This window comes from Pseudomonas sp. ABC1 (genome assembly GCF_013395055.1).
In the GTDB taxonomy this organism is placed as follows: Bacteria; Pseudomonadota; Gammaproteobacteria; order Pseudomonadales; family Pseudomonadaceae; genus Stutzerimonas.
Genome location: NZ_CP058349.1, coordinates 704967 through 720063, shown reverse-complemented (window position 1 = coordinate 720063; position 15097 = coordinate 704967). Strand labels below are relative to the sequence as shown.

The following is a 15097-nucleotide window of genomic DNA, read 5'->3' as shown; positions in this document are numbered from 1 at the left end:
CTATCGGGATGGCCCGCACTTTGCCGGCCATCCAGTTCGCTGGCGGTGTGCAACGCACCGTCAGCGATGCCGGTAGCTCAGCAGCAGGATGCCGCTGAGTACGATACCGCCGCCCAGCATCTGCAATCCATTCAGCGTTTGCCCGAGAATCAGCCAGCCGAGCGCCAGGGTCGCGACCGGCTCGATGTTCATCACGGGCGCGTTACGCGGCATGTCCAGCCGCGGCATCGTGACGAACAGGACGGAGAACCCGGTTCCGTAAAGCAATGCCAGCACGCCCAGTGCCAGCCATCCGTGCAGGTGCTGGGGAAGCTCGAGCGCCGAGGGCATCAGTTCGGTGCTGCTGACCAATGCGGCACTGGAGAACACCACGCACATGGACAGCAGGCTGCGTACCGAGCCGCGCATGTCCTTCAATTTATGGTCCGAGACCCAAAGCGCCGAGGCAAACAACAGAGCTCCGCACAGTGCCAGTAGCACGCCGTTCTTCCAGGTCGAGGAGATAGGGCCGTTGCCGGCAAGCTGGCCGGGTACATCGAGGGCGCAGATCAGGCCCGCCAGGATCAGCAGCATCAACAGGCCCTGGCGCAGGCTCGGCCTGGGGCCGCCGAGCGCCCAGGTCAGCAGTGCCAGCAGGATGGGAAACAGATTGGCCACCAGCAGTGCCAGTGCGACCGGGATGCGTGCCACCGCCGAGTAGAGGCAAATGCTCTGCCCGGCGATGCACAGACCGAGCAGGAGCTGCCAACCCCAGGCATGCCGCCCCAGGCGGATCCCATGGCCTTGCCAGAAAATGATCGCCCCCAGTACCACGGCGGTGGCACCGGAACGGATCAGCACTGCCAGCAGCACACCCGCGCCGTCATCGAAGGCGATGCGTGCGGCGATATGGTTGCCGGCAAAGGCGCATCCCAGCGTCAGCAGAAGCAGCACGGCAAGGCGGCGTGGTATCAGGGTGTCAGGCATCGTGGGCGAGGCGGGCGGTGAAGGGGGCGATAACATGCCCTGATTCCTGGCCTACGGCAACAGAGTCCGGACACGGCGTCGCGCCATCCCAGCCGAAAGGCCGGTATTTCCCCTGGAAAACCCGGATAATGCCGGCCGATTTGTCTTGCTCGCTATTCTGGTGCCCCGCATGGAAATAAAGGTCAACTTTCTCGACAACCTCCGGCTCGAAGCCAAGTTCGACGACTTCACGGTGATCGCCGACCAGCCGATCCGCTACAAGGGCGACGGCTCGGCGCCGGGGCCGTTCGACTATTTCCTGGCATCCTCGGCCTTGTGCGCTGCCTATTTCGTCAAGCTCTACTGCCAGACGCGCAACATCCCCACCGAGAATATCCGGTTGTCGCAGAACAACATTGTCGACCCGGAGAACCGCTACAAGCAGATCTTCAAGATCCAGGTCGAGTTGCCCGAGGATATTTCCGAGAAGGACCGCCAGGGCATCCTGCGCTCCATCGACCGCTGCACCGTGAAGAAGGTGGTGCAGACCGGCCCCGAATTCATCATCGAGGATGTCGAAAACCTCGATGCCGATGCCCAGGCGTTATTGTTGCCGGTGCTGGACACCACTACCCGCATCCCAGGCAAGGACCTGCCGCTGGAGCAGACCATCGCCAATATGTCCGGCATCCTGGCGGAGCTGGGCATGAAGATCGAGATCGCTTCGTGGCGCAATATCGTGCCCAACGTGTGGTCGCTGCACGTGCGCGATGCGCATTCGCCGATGTGCTTCACCAACGGCAAGGGCGCCACCAAGGAAAGTGCGCTGGCTTCGGCGCTGGGCGAGTTCATCGAGCGGCTGAACTGCAATTTCTTCTACAACGATCAGTTCTGGGGCGAGGACATCGCCAACGCGGCATTCGTGCATTACCCGGACGAGCGCTGGTTCAAGCCGGGGCGCAAGGACGCACTGCCGAAGGAAATCCTCGACGCGCACTGCCGGGCGATCTACGACCCTGAGGGCGAACTGCGTGGCTCGCACCTGTACGACACCAATTCCGGCAACACGGCGCGGGGTATCTGCTCGCTGCCGTTCGTGCGCCAGTCGGATAGCGAGGTGGTGTATTTCCCCTCCAACCTGATCGAGAACCTCTATCTCAGCAACGGCATGAGCGCCGGCAACACCCTGGCCGAAGCCCAGGTGCAGTGCCTGTCGGAAATCTTCGAACGGGCGGTGAAGCGGGAAATCCTCGAAGGCGAGCTGGCGCTGCCGGACGTGCCGCCAGCGGTGCTGGCCAAGTACCCGGGTATCCTCGCCGGCATCCAGGGGCTGGAGGAGCAGGGCTTTCCGGTGCTGGTCAAGGATGCCTCGTTGGGTGGCGAATTCCCGGTGATGTGCGTCACCCTGATGAACCCGCGCACCGGCGGCGTGTTCGCCTCGTTCGGCGCACACCCAAGCTTCGAGGTGGCGCTGGAGCGCAGCCTGACGGAACTGCTCCAGGGCCGTAGCTTCGAGGGTCTCAACGATCTGCCGCAACCGACCTTTGAAAGCCAGGCGCTGACCGAGCCGAACAACTTCGTCGAGCATTTCATCGACTCCAGTGGCGTGGTGTCGTGGCGTTTCTTCAGTGCCCGGGCCGATTTCGAGTTCGTCGAATGGGACTTCTCCAGCCAGGGTGAAGACGCCAACGCCGAGGAGGCCGCGACCCTGTTCGGCATCCTCGAAGGCATGGGCCATGAGGTCTACATGGCGGTGTACCAGCACCTGGGGGCCACGGCCTGCCGCATCCTGGTTCCGGGCTATTCGGAGGTCTATCCGGTGGAAGACCTGATCTGGGATAACACCAACAAGGCGCTGGCGTTCCGTGAAGACATCCTCAACCTGCACCGCTTGAACGACGCCAGCCTGCTGGCGCTGGTCGAGCGTCTGGAGGACAGTGAGCTGGATGACTACACCGACATCACCACCCTGATTGGCGTCGAGTTCGACGACAACACCACCTGGGGCCAACTGACCATCCTGGAGCTGAAACTGCTGATCCATCTCGCACTGCGGCAATTGGACGAGGCGAAAGAGCTGGTCGAAGCCTTCCTGCAGTACAACGACAACACCGTCGAGCGCGGCCTGTTCTACCAGGCCATGAACGTGGCGCTGGAGGTTGAACTGGATGACGAGCTGGACATGGACGACTACGAAGCCAACTTCCGCCGTATGTTCGGTGAGGCGCGCATGGACGCCGTGCTGGGCTCGCTGGACGGCAGTGTGCGCTTCTTCGGCCTGGCCCCCACGAGCATGAAGCTGGAAGGGCTGGAGCGACACCAGCGGCTGATCGACAGCTACAAGAAACTGCATGCGGCACGGGCCAGGAGCGTGCCGGGTCCCGTCTGAACCCGACCTCTGGCAAGGCTGTCCTTCTATAGAGACATCGTCAGTAGAGCCTTCGCCATGTACCCCAGAACGCCGGATGGTCGTTACTTCGTCGTCAACGAGACCCTCTGGCGCTGCACCAATCCGGCGTTGCCGGAAGAGCAGCGCCAGCAACTGGTGAACGAGCTCATGCAGGCACGCCGGCAGGTGAAGCACGCCAAGGCCAACGGCGATGCCGTCGCGCTGAAGAAGGCCAGGGCGGGCGTCGATGCCGCCAAGGTCGCCCTGGGCGAGCGTGGCGAACCCTGGTGGAGCGATGGCAGCCCCGACTACAACCGCCGTCGCGTCACCCGGACGCCCTATGCAGAGTGGTTCCAGTCACTGGGCGAACAGAAGGAAGACGACTGATCCGCTGCGTCGAGGTCAGCCTGCTGTTGCCATGCATACCGTTTGCAGTTCTCGACATCTTTTCGACACCTGCGCCCCCAGAAAAGCAAAAGGCCCCGAAAATCTCTCGATTTTCAGGGCCTTAGGTGACGCGATCTGGAGCGGGCGATGGGAATCGAACCCTTTCCGGCGCCTTGCTGTGATCCGCAACGCCTTGCTTTTCGAGGCTTACCGCCTATCTCAAGCTGCTTTCTTCGGCTCTCTCTTGCACTGATTTCGACACTTTTTCGACACCTCTCCGGGCTAAGTTCGCTTTGCTCCGCTCTCGTCTGCTTCCCCACGTGAATCAGTCTCTTGTGGCCTGAGCGCTATTGCATTGATCTGCTATATCTTGCTGTGCTTGTGCCTTTTTTTGGGGCATAGTTGGCAACCGAGTAAATCGAACCATGTTCAGTGCTTTGCTGTGATTTCGACACTACTCTAGGCAAGGGTTGGATAGGGAGTAATACCTTCGTATTATGGTGTTTTTTGTCATTAAATTAATGCGCTGTACTTAATGTTGTATGTGTTTTCGGGAATTTTTGAGGTGAGTGTATGAGTGTTATTGGTAAGGCCCTTTCGGAGTTGTATTTTTATGAGTTGCGCGTTAGGGCGAGCATTTTTTCTAGGTTACAGTTGCATTATGCGGTATATGCTAGCGTTGTTGCTGTTATTTTTTATATGGGAAGAATGATTGATTACTCTGTTTCGCTTTGTTTTCTGCTTAACTTTTATATTTTTATTTTATTATCTCTACTTTGTTTGTTTCAATCTGTGCGTGCGACTTGGAACGCTTTGATCGGGCATAAATATGAGCTGCTTCCAAAGGCTGGGGAAATGTATGCTTTCGACAAAGTGCTCTTGTCGGATTGTGATAAGATTAGGAATTATAACTCTGAACATGAGGAGAATATTCCTATACCGGATCGTGATGCAAGATTTGAGTTTTATTTGAATGATGCTACTAGTAAGTGTATTGATCATAACCGTAGGGTAAATGAATATCGATATGGCTTGATTAGGACTGCGCTGTTAAATATGCTTTATTCTGGGGGGGCTTTGTTTGTCGCTGTATTGATTTTTGTTGCTGCAGATATGGATTCATCTTCCCCTCGAAAAATTTCAGTGTCTCTTGGTGAAGAGTCCCCGGTGGCAAATAATCTTGACGAGCTTAGTGTTTCTGTGGATAAATTGTTAAAATTTTTTATCCATGAAAGGAGTGAGGCCATGTCTGGTAGTAATGAAAATGGAAGTTCTAGTCAACCCCAAAATCCGTTGCCACCCACACCCACACCCACACCCACACCCACACCCACACCCAAACCACCACCGCCACAGTTGAGTAAGCCTGATTTTCCACAGAATCAGCATTCTTTCGAAAGCTATACTCCAACTATTCCTAGTCGGGTGACGGCCGATAATGAATAAGAGGTAGGCTTTTGAATGAGCCATGTAGCTAAGCTGCATGGCTTTTGGTTGGGTTTCTTGCGTTATGTATTGTGGTCTACCTTTGGCGATAACATGGACTAACTCTTACACGTCTGCATCGTCCTCGCCTTAGCAATAACTGCCGGGTTTTTCGGATCATGTTCCCACCAGAATTTACAGGCTCTGGAGTTCCACACTTCGTCATATCGTGCCTTTTCGGCTGCAATGGCCTGCTGGCGTTTCTGTTCTCTATGGGCTTGTACTTGACGTTGGGCAGCTTGCTGGCGTCTTTGTTGCTCTAGCCGGGCTTTGCGGTCTGCGATCTCTAACTGCTGTGCAAACTCTTTCAGCGCTTGCTCGACACGCCATTCCTGGAAACGGTCGTAGGCAATTTTTCCGCCCCAAAAGCCGCCAATGCCAATGATGGCCGCCAGGACAATAGCGTTCCCCTGGCTGATACCTTGGGATCGGATTCTGTGCGTGTGGTGATAGGTACGTATCTCGTCCTGGTCAGGACGGATGCTGTCTGGGTGTTCTGCCATGTAGCTTCCTTTCAAGGCATACCTTGCCTTGCTGTTGCATCCTGTCGCATAGGTCCTATGCGGTTTACACGTCTTGGCTAGCTGGTGCTCCGGGGCGGTTGAACCAGCGTTGTGCTGCTTCTTTTGTAAGAGCTATCCCGCGCCGGGTGCGGCCAATTTTGCATTGGCTTCATCATATTCCGGGCTGGTCTGTCCGGCCTCAGGGAGTATCTGTCCGCTGGCCAGCCATAGTGCGTATTGTGGATACGCTTTCACAAGCACGTCGATTTCTTCCGTGCTTACTCGGACGGCGCCCTTGCTGACACTGCGCCATCTGTCGTGGTTACCGCCACCTAGCTCACTAGCTCTTTTAGGACCTAGGCGTTTTATCAATGCCCTGGCTCTATCGCCTGCCGTATCCATATAGATAATTTTCATTCTAATAGCTGGGCAATAGCTTCCCATAAGCTGGGAGCTGGGATATATTTGCCCTATGGGAAATTATTGCCCAGCCAGTAAAGCTGGTTAGTGCGAAACACAGCGGAGCTAGAAGGATGCTACCACCAGACGGGTTTGACCCACAAAAGCTGCACGGTGCCCCACCGATGATGCCGTGGCAGGCATTCGCTGATTGGATCGGTATGGGTGAGGAACCGATTGTGGTCCGCACCTGGGTAGAGCGGGGCTACCTGCCAAGCTTGAAGGTCGGGCGGCGGCTGATGGTCAACGTGGCACTGCTGACAAAAGAGCTTTTGGAGCGGGAGTAAATGGAATGAACAAGCCCGACCCTTCTATCGAGGTACCCGCCGATGAATCTCAGCAAGTACCTGCATCAACCGCATCGACTGGACTGCGACTGCTCTGTCTGCTGGTCGAAACGCGAACTGGCGAAACACGCTCTCTCCCAATCCACACGATGCAACCAGTGCCGCCCTTCAACCGTATCCAGGGCAAATGGCCAGACGGTCGTTACGCCTGCTTCGTACTGCGAGAAACACACGCCAAGCGAGCGTCCGCCGAAGTGGTGGCACGTTGTGCACGACAGTGGCAAACCCACACCTTTCGTGCCAATCCACGAACCCTTCGAGCTTGAGGGCTAACCCATGCCTACAGCCATCGTCCTGACTCCCGCGCAAGCCTTCGAACTGCTGCCCTTGGCCAGTGCCCGGCTTGAACACCTGAAACGCCAGCAGACCGCTGCTGACGTGGCAGGCCGTCGCGAGAACTGGGGCGTGACGCTGTGGACCGAGATCGTCCAGGCACTGCGCGGCGACGGATCGGAGAGGGCGACAGCATGAAGCTTGCTCTCGCTTCTGCTTTCAAGGATCAACTATTGATCCGCTTTGTACTGGGGCCGAGTGGGGCCCCGCTCGCGGGGTCGAGGCCTGATACATATCCACGGGCAAAGCCGGTGGGTATGTGTCCCAGTCAACGCGATGACCGCACCGAAGTAAACAACGCAAGTACGGGATTAAGGAAACCCAAAGCAGCGCCTAACTAACCGGCTCACAAGCAATACGACGCACTGCGTGAAGTTGGCGCACCGGGGCTGCTTTGTCTTTGAAACGCGCACAAGCGCAACTAAGTGAGGTAACAACAGATGGCACGTTCGACTATGGAAGTTGCATTCCTGGGTACTCAAAAGACCGAAATGGAAGGGGCCAAGTATGTAAAGGTCTTCTACGGTGACGAACCGGACGGCAAGACCGAACACGGCCTTTCCATCATCGGCATATCCGCTGCGGATGAAGTCGCGGATGAAGTCTTCGCCGCCGGTGCCCAGTTCGAACCGCTGGAGCTGGTCCGCATCACCTTCGACGTGGCGCGTGGTGGCCAGAACAAGGGCAAGAACCTCGCCCTGCATATCGAGGCCGTCAATCCCAAGAAACCGATCAGCCAGGGCACCACGGCTGCTCCTGCTGGCCAGCAACAGTCTGCCGCCAAACCCGGCGACGCTGCCAAGTCCTGATTCAGGGGCCTGACCGATGAACCGGGAAACCATCCTCGATCTGCTGCTGGCAACGCTGGTCTTCGCCAGTGGCTATGCCATGGGTAGTGCTGACGGGTTCCTGGCTGGCGTGAACTTCATCGATCAGGCCCTGCAATGAATTTGATTGCTTGCGACGGTCAATGGACCACCGATAGCAGCGGCGCTGTTCGTTGCACCGGAACTCTGCAAGTTGTCGCAAGCGATCAGATAAACGCCGGGCATCCCGGCATAACTTCCGCCGAGATTAACGAACTCATGCCGTATGTTGTTTTGCTCTTCGCAACAGTGTTCGTTATCCGCGTGGCGGGCAAAGCTATCAAGTGAGGTGTTACATGAAAAACGTTCAAAAGCTGTTGGCTCGTGCTGGTGTGGCTGCTGCTGCCGCCGTTCCTGCTGTTTCCTTCGCTGCGGTCGATGTTACCGAAGCTCTGGCTGAACTGTCTGGCGGTACCGCTGCGGTTGCCGCTCTCGGCGGTGCCGCCCTGGTCATCATCGCTGCTGCTGCCGTGTTCCGCCTGGTTCGCCGGGCCGTCTAACCGGGTACCCCCTGTATTCGTACAGGGGGTTTAACTTTGGTGTGCGTATGTCCATAGACCTTAACTCTTATGTTCTTATCGTCCTTACGCTGGCCTTCGCGTCTCTCCTGCTTTCTCGCTATTAGCGCCATTTCCTTTTCTCCTCTCGCACTCGCGGAAGTCTCTTATTATGGAATTAGCAACTCCAATGTGAGAGAACATTTCTTTTCAACGCCGATGGAAGTTTGCCAAGCTTATTTGCCTCAATTCCCTGGCTCGACAATAGAGATGTCTGACGACAACGGCATGGCTCTTACCTGTAGTTTTGGAAAGCCTGACCCCTACTCAAGCAGCATGATTATTTTGGGCTACAGAACAGTCTTTAAGGAGGATTGCGGCAAAGAAGCATGGGATATGCATAATCCTGACCGTCTCGTTAACTTGCGTGGTGAGAACGGCATCATCATCAAAGATAGCTCAGGGCGCCTTTATGTTGCCGCACCAGAGCAGTCAGGGACTAATGCCTGTTACCTTGGATGTTCTTATACATATAAAAGTCGCTCAGATTGCTACTCGTCTGCCCCAGGAATTGGATTTTGCAATTTTACTGCCGCTCCGACCAGCAAGTTATGCCTGACTATTCCAGGCAAACAATTCGATGGGGCCCAGCAAGGTATGCCGGTCGATTACGACTGGTCCAATCACAACCCAGGTGGAAATACCGGGGGCGGTGATACGGGTGGCGGTAATACCGGGGGTGGAAATACCGGTGGTGGCAATAACAGCGGTGGAAATACGGGTGGCGGTAACTCAGGCGGTGGTAATAACGGCGGCGGCAGTGACAGCGGTGGAAACAATAGTGGTGGCAGTAATGGCGGGCCATCCGAGGTGACGGGTAACTGGGCTACTTCTGCGGACGTTAATAACCTTAGCAGCAAGCTGCTTTCTTCACTGGGCTCTATTTTATCTGAGATAAAAAGCAATAGCCCGGGGGTGGTGCCTGACTCTAAGATAGACGGCGAGCAGTACAGCGGAGTTCTTCGCTCAATGGGCTCTCTTGAAAGCGCGGTTTCACAATCCTCATCCCAGATCACCAACCAGATTGCAAATAATGCAACCTTAATATCACACTATTCAAATCAGATTGTTGACTCATTAAGCAATCAAACTCAGCAACTCACTCGTGAATTAAGCCAGCATACAGCCCAAGTCTCTGGGGCGCTGAATGGGCAAACTGGTCAACTTGCGGGCGCACTCGGTGCGCTGGTTGATATATCCGGTAAAACCTTGGGGGCTGTTGAAAAGATCGCATCATCCAATGGCGATCCTGGTGAAGCTGGCGAAGGTGAGGGCAATGGAAAAGAAAGCTCCGCCTCCGTAGAAAGCTGCTCGACCTTCTCCTGTAAGGGCGATGCCGTGCAATGCGCCATGTTGCGCCGCCAGCATGAAAACGCCTGCTTGGCTCAGGGCGTGGCGGATGAATGGCGTAATGCCGGTGGCAACTCCATGCAAGCCGTCCAGGGCGTTCTCAACGGCGACCCTAACGGCAAGGTTGAAGAAAAGAATGGCGGTGACCTTCGTGCCGCGTTCTCCAACATTGGCGGCTGGGGTAGTGCCTCATGCCCGCCACCGCTCTATGCCCGTTTCACGCTCGCTGGCAGGCCCATCACCATTGAATGGAGTTATGAGCCGCTGTGCCAACTGGCCATCTACCTGCGTCCGGTCATCATCCTGCTCGCTTATCTGCTGGCACTTCGCATCATCATGAGGAGGGATAAGTAATGCCTGCTTTTGTCGTAACCATCCTGCTGTCCATCGTTGGCCATCTTGCCGCTCGCGTCCTGTGGTCTCTGGGCGTCGGCATTGCTACCTATACCGGCCTCGGCTGGATCGTCGATCAGATCGAAACCCTTATTCGAACGTCCTACAACGGCGCACTGGCGGGCATTCCTCAAATCATGTCGCTGATGGGCTTCGACCATGCGATCTCCATCATCTTCGCCGCTGTCAGTGTTCGAATGACACTGATGGGCCTGAGTGCCATGTCTGACACCATCAAGAGTTGGACCTTCACCTGATGGCCACTCTAGTCTTTCGCACGGGGCTGATGGGGCACGGTAAAACCCTTAACTCCATCAAAGAGATCGACCAGCAGGCCAGCAAGGAAACGCGGCTGGTCTACTTCCACAATATCGATGGCCTCGACCCGCAAAAGCTCAAGGCCACGTGGCTGGAGTTCGATGACCCGCTCAAGTGGTACGAACTGCCGGACAACTCCATCATCGTGATCGATGAGGCCCAGCGTTTCTTTCCGCCCAGGTCTTCCGGTACGCCAGTGCCGCCATACTGCTCTGAGGTCGAAACGGCACGGCACAAGGGTTTTGAACTGAACCTGATTACTCAGGACTTCCGCCTGCTGGATGTTCACCTGCGGCGCTTGTGCGATTCGCATATCCACTACTGGAGACCTTTCGGCCTCAAGTCCACGTCCCGCTATCAATTTCAGTGTGCGACCGACTTCGGCAACATGACGGCCAGAAAGGATGGCCAGTTCACCCGCGTCAAGATTGATAAGAAGTACTTCGACGTTTACAAGTCGGCCTCCCACCACAACGTCAAAGCCAAGCTACCTCTGATCTTCTATGCGCTTCCTGCGCTGGCGATCATCCTCGTGCTGCTGGTGTACTACCTGGTCACGTTCTTTACGGACAAGATCGACCCTGGTGAGGCTGAACAGGCCAGCCCGGAAACGGTTGAACAGGTGATCGCGGCAGGACTTGCCAGCGCTGCTGGAGCCGAAGTCCCCCAGATTGAGACAACGCTTTCCTACTACGCGGCGCATACGCCACGCCTGGACTTTCTCCCGTCCAGTGCGCCTGTCTACGATGACGTGACCAAGCCCGCCTCATACCCGGACCTCAACTGCGGTGTACTCAAGAGCAGTGCCGGTGCCATTTCCTGCATGTGCTACACGCGGCAAATCACTCGGGTCCGTATTGATCCGCTGACCTGCTTTGCCCTGGTCGATTACGGCTATTTCGACCATGCCCGTCCTTCCTCCCAGCAGGCACAAGGCCAGGGGGCTTTTATGCCTTCCGCCTCCGCTGGGTTTTCCTCGTTGCCGATCTCCGTTTCGACGGTTTCGGATGCTGAAAAGAACAACCGACCCTGGAGGCGTTGATATGCGCTATCTCTGGCTTTTGCTGCTGTGCGGCTCGTTGACATGTACCGCTGCTGATCGTGTATCCCTGTCGAATCAGGACGTTGATATTCGGGTGGCTATCCCGCTACTGGCGGACTTCTGTGGCCGTAGCATCCTCCTGGGACCATCGGTGCAAGGCATCGTGTCGCTTAACTTCCAGGATGTGGAATGTGATGCCGCCATCGACATGCTGCTGGAGAGCAATGGCCTCTCCAGTCGCTATTTCGGTGATGTGCTGATGGTCACGGCCATGGCTGACAGTGTGGCCAAGGATCGGGAGTCGCGGAACTACGAGCTGCACCATGAACTATCGGGCGAAGTGATTCGCCAAGTGCTGCCGGTCGTGCACGCCAATGCCAGCAGCGTGGCTGAACTGTTCCGGGCGTCGTACCTGAACGCGGCGGACATGCCGGGGCTGTCGATAGCGGTCGATGAGCGAACCAACAGCATCTTTGCGGCATTGCCAGTCACTTATATCGACAGCCTGCGCAGTGTGATTGCGGCGGTCGATGTACCGGTGCGGCAAGTGGTGATCGAGGCGTCCATTGTTGAGGCCAATACCGACTGGTCCAAGAACCTCGGTGTGCGCTGGGCCAGCTCGGCCAACCTGGGCAACTGGAGCGGATCAGCTTCGACAGCAGTAGCCGCTGCATCGGCTTCGACACTCGGTGGCTTCGGCTATCTGAGCAGCAGCCTGTCGCTGGATCTGCAACTGAGCGCGATGGAGTCCAGCGGCCAGGGCGAGATCGTGTCCAGACCTACGGTGCTGACGCTCGACCGGGAAACCGCAACGATCTTGCGCGGCTCTGAAATCCCCTACCAGCAAAGTGCGGGCGATGGTGCGACCAGTGTCCAGTTCAAGCGCGCCGCCCTGCAACTCTCGGTGACACCCGCGATTGCGCCGGATGATGCGGTGGTGATGCACGTCTCCATCAACCGCGACATGCCCGACTTCGGCTCAGCCATGAACGGGGTTCCCCCGGTATCGACCAATCAACTCGACGCGAAAATCCGCATTGCTGACGGGCAAACGGTGGTCCTGGGCGGTGTGTATACGACGAACCAGCAGCAGGGGGCGGACGATGTGCCGGTGCTCTCGAAAATCCCGCTGATGGGTCGGCTGTTCAAGCGCCGGGCGCAAAGCCGGGAGCGCTCGGAACTGCTGATATTCCTGACCCCGAGGGTGGTGCCGGTGGAAGGGGCGTCGGGGCGTGCTGTAGCGGCCTCAGACCCGCGTATGGGGTTGTTCTGATGAACAAGACAAGGATCGGGCGCGGCGGCGGGCGGGTGGGCGAGGCACGAGCTGCACGCGCGCCTACGCGCCCGTGACGTCCCTGTAACACGTCTTATAAACCAATCTTCATTTCCGCAGTATTCAGCATTGGATGAGAGAATGAGCAAGGCAAAAGATCAAATTCGTTTGGATGTTGAGACAGCCCTGGAAGACCCGAAGGGGCGTCTGTTCATTTGCCCTGGTTCTCAGAAAATGACCGACCTGAGCCGGGTTCGGTTGCTCCGTTGCGGAGTGGATACGGTCCGCCAACTGTACCGGGGGATGCTTCGTCCCGAAGTCATGTGCCTGTTTGAGAAACCAGGCACCCTGGTCCAGTTCGCTGGCGAGACGTGGCATGCCGGTCGTGTCGGGCGCGACTCGGGCTACCAGTACAAGCTGCAGAACGCTGACCTTGGCATCATCCTGCTGATCAAGAACTTCAACGCCAAGCTGGAGAACGTCGGTCCACACCTGAAAGTCGAAGTCTCGCCCCATGCCATCGACAGCCAGTCACCGGAAAGTCTCCAGGCGCGCCTGGATGAACTGGCCGGGGAGGTGATGACGCATATCGAGCAGAACCAGTGTGCTGTCCACCTCGCGCTGGACCTGCAAGGCTGGGTGCCTCCTGTCGACCTGATTGCCCGGATGCATTGCCGTGCCCGCAACGTGCGGGATATTTCCGGCATCAACGAACTGCACTGGGACACAAAAAGCAGCGTCTACGGCCGCGGGGAAACCTTCATGTTCGGCTCTGCGGGTGGCGTCCAGCTGGCCATCTACAACAAGACCGATCAGGCCAGGGCAACCGATAAGCTCGACTACTGGGAAAGCGTCTGGAAACGCGGTGACAGCTTCGACGAAAGCGACCCGGCCAACTATGACTCGGAACAGGACGTGTGGCGTGTCGAGCTACGCTACCACCACTCGATCATCCAGCAATTCGCCAGTGGCTCGGTGGATATCCATACCGGCGTGGTGATCGACACGCGCACGTTCTCGGCCTTCTCGGGGCATCTGGACGGCCTGTGGCGCTACGGCATGCTCCAGTTCAAGTTGCTGAGCCGTCCTGGGTACTTCGAACCAATCTGGACCTTGATTCGTGAAGACGTGAAGGTCGATCTGCCGGTGTTCTCGCTGATCGACGACACCGCCTACAAGCGTTACTACAAGACCAGCAAGGGCTTCAGCGGCAAGAACGTCGAACTGTTCCTGGGAAACTTCGTTAGCCTGCTGGCTCGCGAGCGTGTCCCGGCAAAAAAGGCCTATAGGTGCCTGAAGCAGTGGGAGTGCTGGCCAGTAATCCGCGACCACTACGCGGCCAAGGATATGACCGAAGCCATGCTGTTCCACCATATCGAGATGCTTCTGGAAGAGCGGCATGTCAGATGGGGGCGGGCGGTCTGATGGCAATTGAGCAACTGCCCGATGGCCGCTGGAAAGCTGACATAGAACCGATCAAAGGTAAGCGTTTCCGCAAGACGCTCAAGACCAAGGCTGAAGCGTTGCGCTTCGAGGCTACCTGTAGGGCCAAGTGCATCGATACGCCTGATTGGTCGCCCAAGCCGAAGGATCAGCGGCGGCTCTCCGAACTGAGTGAGCGTTATTACGAACTGCACGGCCACACCTTGGCCGATTCTGTGCGCTTGCGTGGGGTGCTGGCCAAGTTGGTTGTCGAGCTTGGAAACCCTGTAGGCGTAAAGTTCACCGCCGACCAGTTCTGTGCACTGCGTGGCCAGTCGCTTGCTGCTGGGGTGCATGGCAAGACACTGAATAACCGCTTGGGTTATTTGAAATCAATGTTCAATGAGCTGATCCGCCTTGGCGAGATCGACTATCCGAATCCTTTGGCCAAGGTACGGCCACTGCGGTTGCAAGAGCGCCCTTTGTCCTTCCTGACTCATGCTCAGATTGAAGAGATTCTGGCTGCCCTGGATACACGACCGATCTGCATTCATATCGGCCTGATCGCTCGTATCTGCCTGGCTACTGGAGCGCGCTGGGGAGAGGCTCAGAATCTGACGGCTGAGCGTGTCAAGAATGGGATGGTGACCTTTGCCAATACCAAGTCGCGGCGAACCCGTACTGTCCCGATTGATACGGCGCTTGAGCAGGCATTGCTCGACCACTTCAAGACCCATGGCCCATTTACCAAGTGCATGCGGCATTTCAGCCGTGTTCTGGAGTCGACCTCGATCAAGCTCCCAGCAGGCCAAGCCACGCATGTTCTACGTCATACGTTTGCCAGTCACTTTGTGATGGGCGGCGGGAACATCCTGACGTTACAGAAAATCCTGGGCCATGCCTCTTTGTCGATGACTATGCGCTATGCGCATCTGTCTCCAGACCATTTGCTCGATGCCTTGCGCTTGAACCCTATCAAGGCAGGGGGAAAGAAGTGATGAGAATACATTCCTTTGACGGAATATTTG

At 56.9% G+C, this 15097-nt stretch carries 18 protein-coding genes; 16 read left to right on the top strand and 2 right to left on the bottom strand.

Annotation, left to right across the window (positions count from 1 at the left end):
• Window positions 1-60 precede the first annotated feature (60 nt).
• Window positions 61-1002, bottom strand: coding sequence for a DMT family transporter (locus HW090_RS03015; RefSeq protein ID WP_256930727.1), 942 nt, complete (start codon window positions 1000-1002; stop codon window positions 61-63).
• A gap of 133 nt (window positions 1003-1135) precedes the next feature.
• Here HW090_RS03015 and HW090_RS03010 point away from each other — a divergent pair, with 133 nt between their 5' ends.
• From HW090_RS03010 to HW090_RS03000, 3 genes are all read left to right on the top strand, one after another.
• Window positions 1136-3334, top strand: coding sequence for an OsmC domain/YcaO domain-containing protein (locus HW090_RS03010; RefSeq protein ID WP_179112088.1), 2199 nt, complete (start codon window positions 1136-1138; stop codon window positions 3332-3334).
• A 57-nt stretch (window positions 3335-3391) separates the two neighbouring features.
• On the top strand, window positions 3392-3721 hold the full coding sequence (locus HW090_RS03005; RefSeq protein WP_179112087.1) for a hypothetical protein: 330 nt from the start codon (window positions 3392-3394) through the stop codon (window positions 3719-3721).
• 573 nt (window positions 3722-4294) lie between these two features.
• Window positions 4295-5167 carry a hypothetical protein gene (locus HW090_RS03000; RefSeq protein ID WP_179112086.1) on the top strand — a complete coding sequence of 291 codons (873 nt, stop codon included), beginning with the start codon at window positions 4295-4297 and terminating at the stop codon, window positions 5165-5167.
• A gap of 98 nt (window positions 5168-5265) precedes the next feature.
• Here HW090_RS03000 and HW090_RS02995 read toward each other — a convergent pair whose 3' ends face one another.
• The gene (locus tag HW090_RS02995; protein WP_179112085.1) at window positions 5266-5709 is read right to left on the bottom strand and encodes a hypothetical protein; all 444 of its coding nucleotides are present in this window, start codon (window positions 5707-5709) and stop codon (window positions 5266-5268) included.
• A gap of 533 nt (window positions 5710-6242) precedes the next feature.
• Between HW090_RS02995 and HW090_RS02990 the strand changes: the two genes are divergently transcribed.
• The 13 genes from HW090_RS02990 to HW090_RS02935 all read left to right on the top strand — a co-directional run bounded on the left by HW090_RS02990 (window position 6243) and on the right by HW090_RS02935 (window position 15067).
• Window positions 6243-6455, top strand: coding sequence for a DNA-binding protein (locus HW090_RS02990; protein WP_256930670.1), 213 nt, complete (start codon window positions 6243-6245; stop codon window positions 6453-6455).
• Between the two features lie 42 nt (window positions 6456-6497).
• Window positions 6498-6788 carry a DUF5447 family protein gene (locus HW090_RS02985; protein WP_179112084.1) on the top strand — a complete coding sequence of 97 codons (291 nt, stop codon included), beginning with the start codon at window positions 6498-6500 and terminating at the stop codon, window positions 6786-6788.
• 3 nt (window positions 6789-6791) lie between these two features.
• Entirely contained in the window at window positions 6792-6986 is a 195-nt protein-coding gene (locus HW090_RS02980; protein ID WP_179112083.1) for a hypothetical protein, read from the top strand.
• Window positions 6987-7288: 302 nt separating this feature from the next.
• Window positions 7289-7657: a hypothetical protein gene (locus tag HW090_RS02975; protein ID WP_179112082.1), complete on the top strand. Its 369-nt coding sequence runs from the start codon at window positions 7289-7291 to the stop codon at window positions 7655-7657.
• A gap of 16 nt (window positions 7658-7673) precedes the next feature.
• Window positions 7674-7796, top strand: a complete 123-nt coding sequence (locus HW090_RS17820; protein WP_256930726.1) for a hypothetical protein — start codon at window positions 7674-7676, stop codon at window positions 7794-7796.
• On the top strand, window positions 7793-8002 hold the full coding sequence (locus HW090_RS02970) for a hypothetical protein (protein ID WP_179112081.1): 210 nt from the start codon (window positions 7793-7795) through the stop codon (window positions 8000-8002). The genes HW090_RS17820 and HW090_RS02970 overlap by 4 nt, the downstream gene beginning before the upstream one ends.
• Before the next feature lie 8 nt (window positions 8003-8010).
• Entirely contained in the window at window positions 8011-8214 is a 204-nt protein-coding gene (locus HW090_RS02965) for a major capsid protein (protein WP_179112080.1), read from the top strand.
• A gap of 189 nt (window positions 8215-8403) precedes the next feature.
• Window positions 8404-9975: a virulence factor TspB C-terminal domain-related protein gene (locus HW090_RS02960; protein WP_179112079.1), complete on the top strand. Its 1572-nt coding sequence runs from the start codon at window positions 8404-8406 to the stop codon at window positions 9973-9975.
• Window positions 9975-10271 (top strand): DUF2523 domain-containing protein, encoded by a 297-nt coding sequence (locus tag HW090_RS02955; RefSeq protein WP_179112078.1) that lies wholly within the window; start codon window positions 9975-9977, stop codon window positions 10269-10271. The genes HW090_RS02960 and HW090_RS02955 overlap by 1 nt, the downstream gene beginning before the upstream one ends.
• The gene (locus HW090_RS02950; RefSeq protein WP_179112077.1) at window positions 10271-11374 is read left to right on the top strand and encodes a zonular occludens toxin domain-containing protein; all 1104 of its coding nucleotides are present in this window, start codon (window positions 10271-10273) and stop codon (window positions 11372-11374) included. The genes HW090_RS02955 and HW090_RS02950 overlap by 1 nt, the downstream gene beginning before the upstream one ends.
• Before the next feature lies 1 nt (window position 11375).
• Window positions 11376-12647: a secretin N-terminal domain-containing protein gene (locus HW090_RS02945; protein WP_179112076.1), complete on the top strand. Its 1272-nt coding sequence runs from the start codon at window positions 11376-11378 to the stop codon at window positions 12645-12647.
• 141 nt (window positions 12648-12788) lie between these two features.
• Complete coding sequence (locus HW090_RS02940; protein ID WP_179112075.1) at window positions 12789-14072, top strand: hypothetical protein; 1284 nt, start codon at window positions 12789-12791, stop codon at window positions 14070-14072.
• Window positions 14072-15067, top strand: a complete 996-nt coding sequence (locus HW090_RS02935; protein ID WP_179112074.1) for a tyrosine-type recombinase/integrase — start codon at window positions 14072-14074, stop codon at window positions 15065-15067. The genes HW090_RS02940 and HW090_RS02935 overlap by 1 nt, the downstream gene beginning before the upstream one ends.
• Window positions 15068-15097: the final 30 nt, after the last annotated feature.

Bases quoted from the DNA above. Each gene is read 5' to 3' on its own strand.
- HW090_RS17820 (WP_256930726.1), top strand. From the start codon at position 7,674: ATGAACCGGGAAACCATCCTCGATCTGCTGCTGGCAACGCTGGTCTTC.
- HW090_RS03000 (WP_179112086.1), top strand. From the start codon at position 4,295: ATGAGTGTTATTGGTAAGGCCCTTTCGGAGTTGTATTTTTATGAGTTG.
- HW090_RS03015 (WP_256930727.1), bottom strand. From the start codon at position 1,002: ATGTTATCGCCCCCTTCACCGCCCGCCTCGCCCACGATGCCTGACACC.
- HW090_RS02950 (WP_179112077.1), top strand. From the start codon at position 10,271: ATGGCCACTCTAGTCTTTCGCACGGGGCTGATGGGGCACGGTAAAACC.
- HW090_RS03005 (WP_179112087.1), top strand. From the start codon at position 3,392: ATGTACCCCAGAACGCCGGATGGTCGTTACTTCGTCGTCAACGAGACC.
- HW090_RS02975 (WP_179112082.1), top strand. From the start codon at position 7,289: ATGGCACGTTCGACTATGGAAGTTGCATTCCTGGGTACTCAAAAGACC.
- HW090_RS02955 (WP_179112078.1), top strand. From the start codon at position 9,975: ATGCCTGCTTTTGTCGTAACCATCCTGCTGTCCATCGTTGGCCATCTT.
- HW090_RS02935 (WP_179112074.1), top strand. From the start codon at position 14,072: ATGGCAATTGAGCAACTGCCCGATGGCCGCTGGAAAGCTGACATAGAA.
- HW090_RS03010 (WP_179112088.1), top strand. From the start codon at position 1,136: ATGGAAATAAAGGTCAACTTTCTCGACAACCTCCGGCTCGAAGCCAAG.
- HW090_RS02970 (WP_179112081.1), top strand. From the start codon at position 7,793: ATGAATTTGATTGCTTGCGACGGTCAATGGACCACCGATAGCAGCGGC.
- HW090_RS02980 (WP_179112083.1), top strand. From the start codon at position 6,792: ATGCCTACAGCCATCGTCCTGACTCCCGCGCAAGCCTTCGAACTGCTG.
- HW090_RS02995 (WP_179112085.1), bottom strand. From the start codon at position 5,709: ATGGCAGAACACCCAGACAGCATCCGTCCTGACCAGGACGAGATACGT.
- HW090_RS02990 (WP_256930670.1), top strand. From the start codon at position 6,243: ATGCTACCACCAGACGGGTTTGACCCACAAAAGCTGCACGGTGCCCCA.
- HW090_RS02940 (WP_179112075.1), top strand. From the start codon at position 12,789: ATGAGCAAGGCAAAAGATCAAATTCGTTTGGATGTTGAGACAGCCCTG.
- HW090_RS02945 (WP_179112076.1), top strand. From the start codon at position 11,376: ATGCGCTATCTCTGGCTTTTGCTGCTGTGCGGCTCGTTGACATGTACC.
- HW090_RS02965 (WP_179112080.1), top strand. From the start codon at position 8,011: ATGAAAAACGTTCAAAAGCTGTTGGCTCGTGCTGGTGTGGCTGCTGCT.
- HW090_RS02985 (WP_179112084.1), top strand. From the start codon at position 6,498: ATGAATCTCAGCAAGTACCTGCATCAACCGCATCGACTGGACTGCGAC.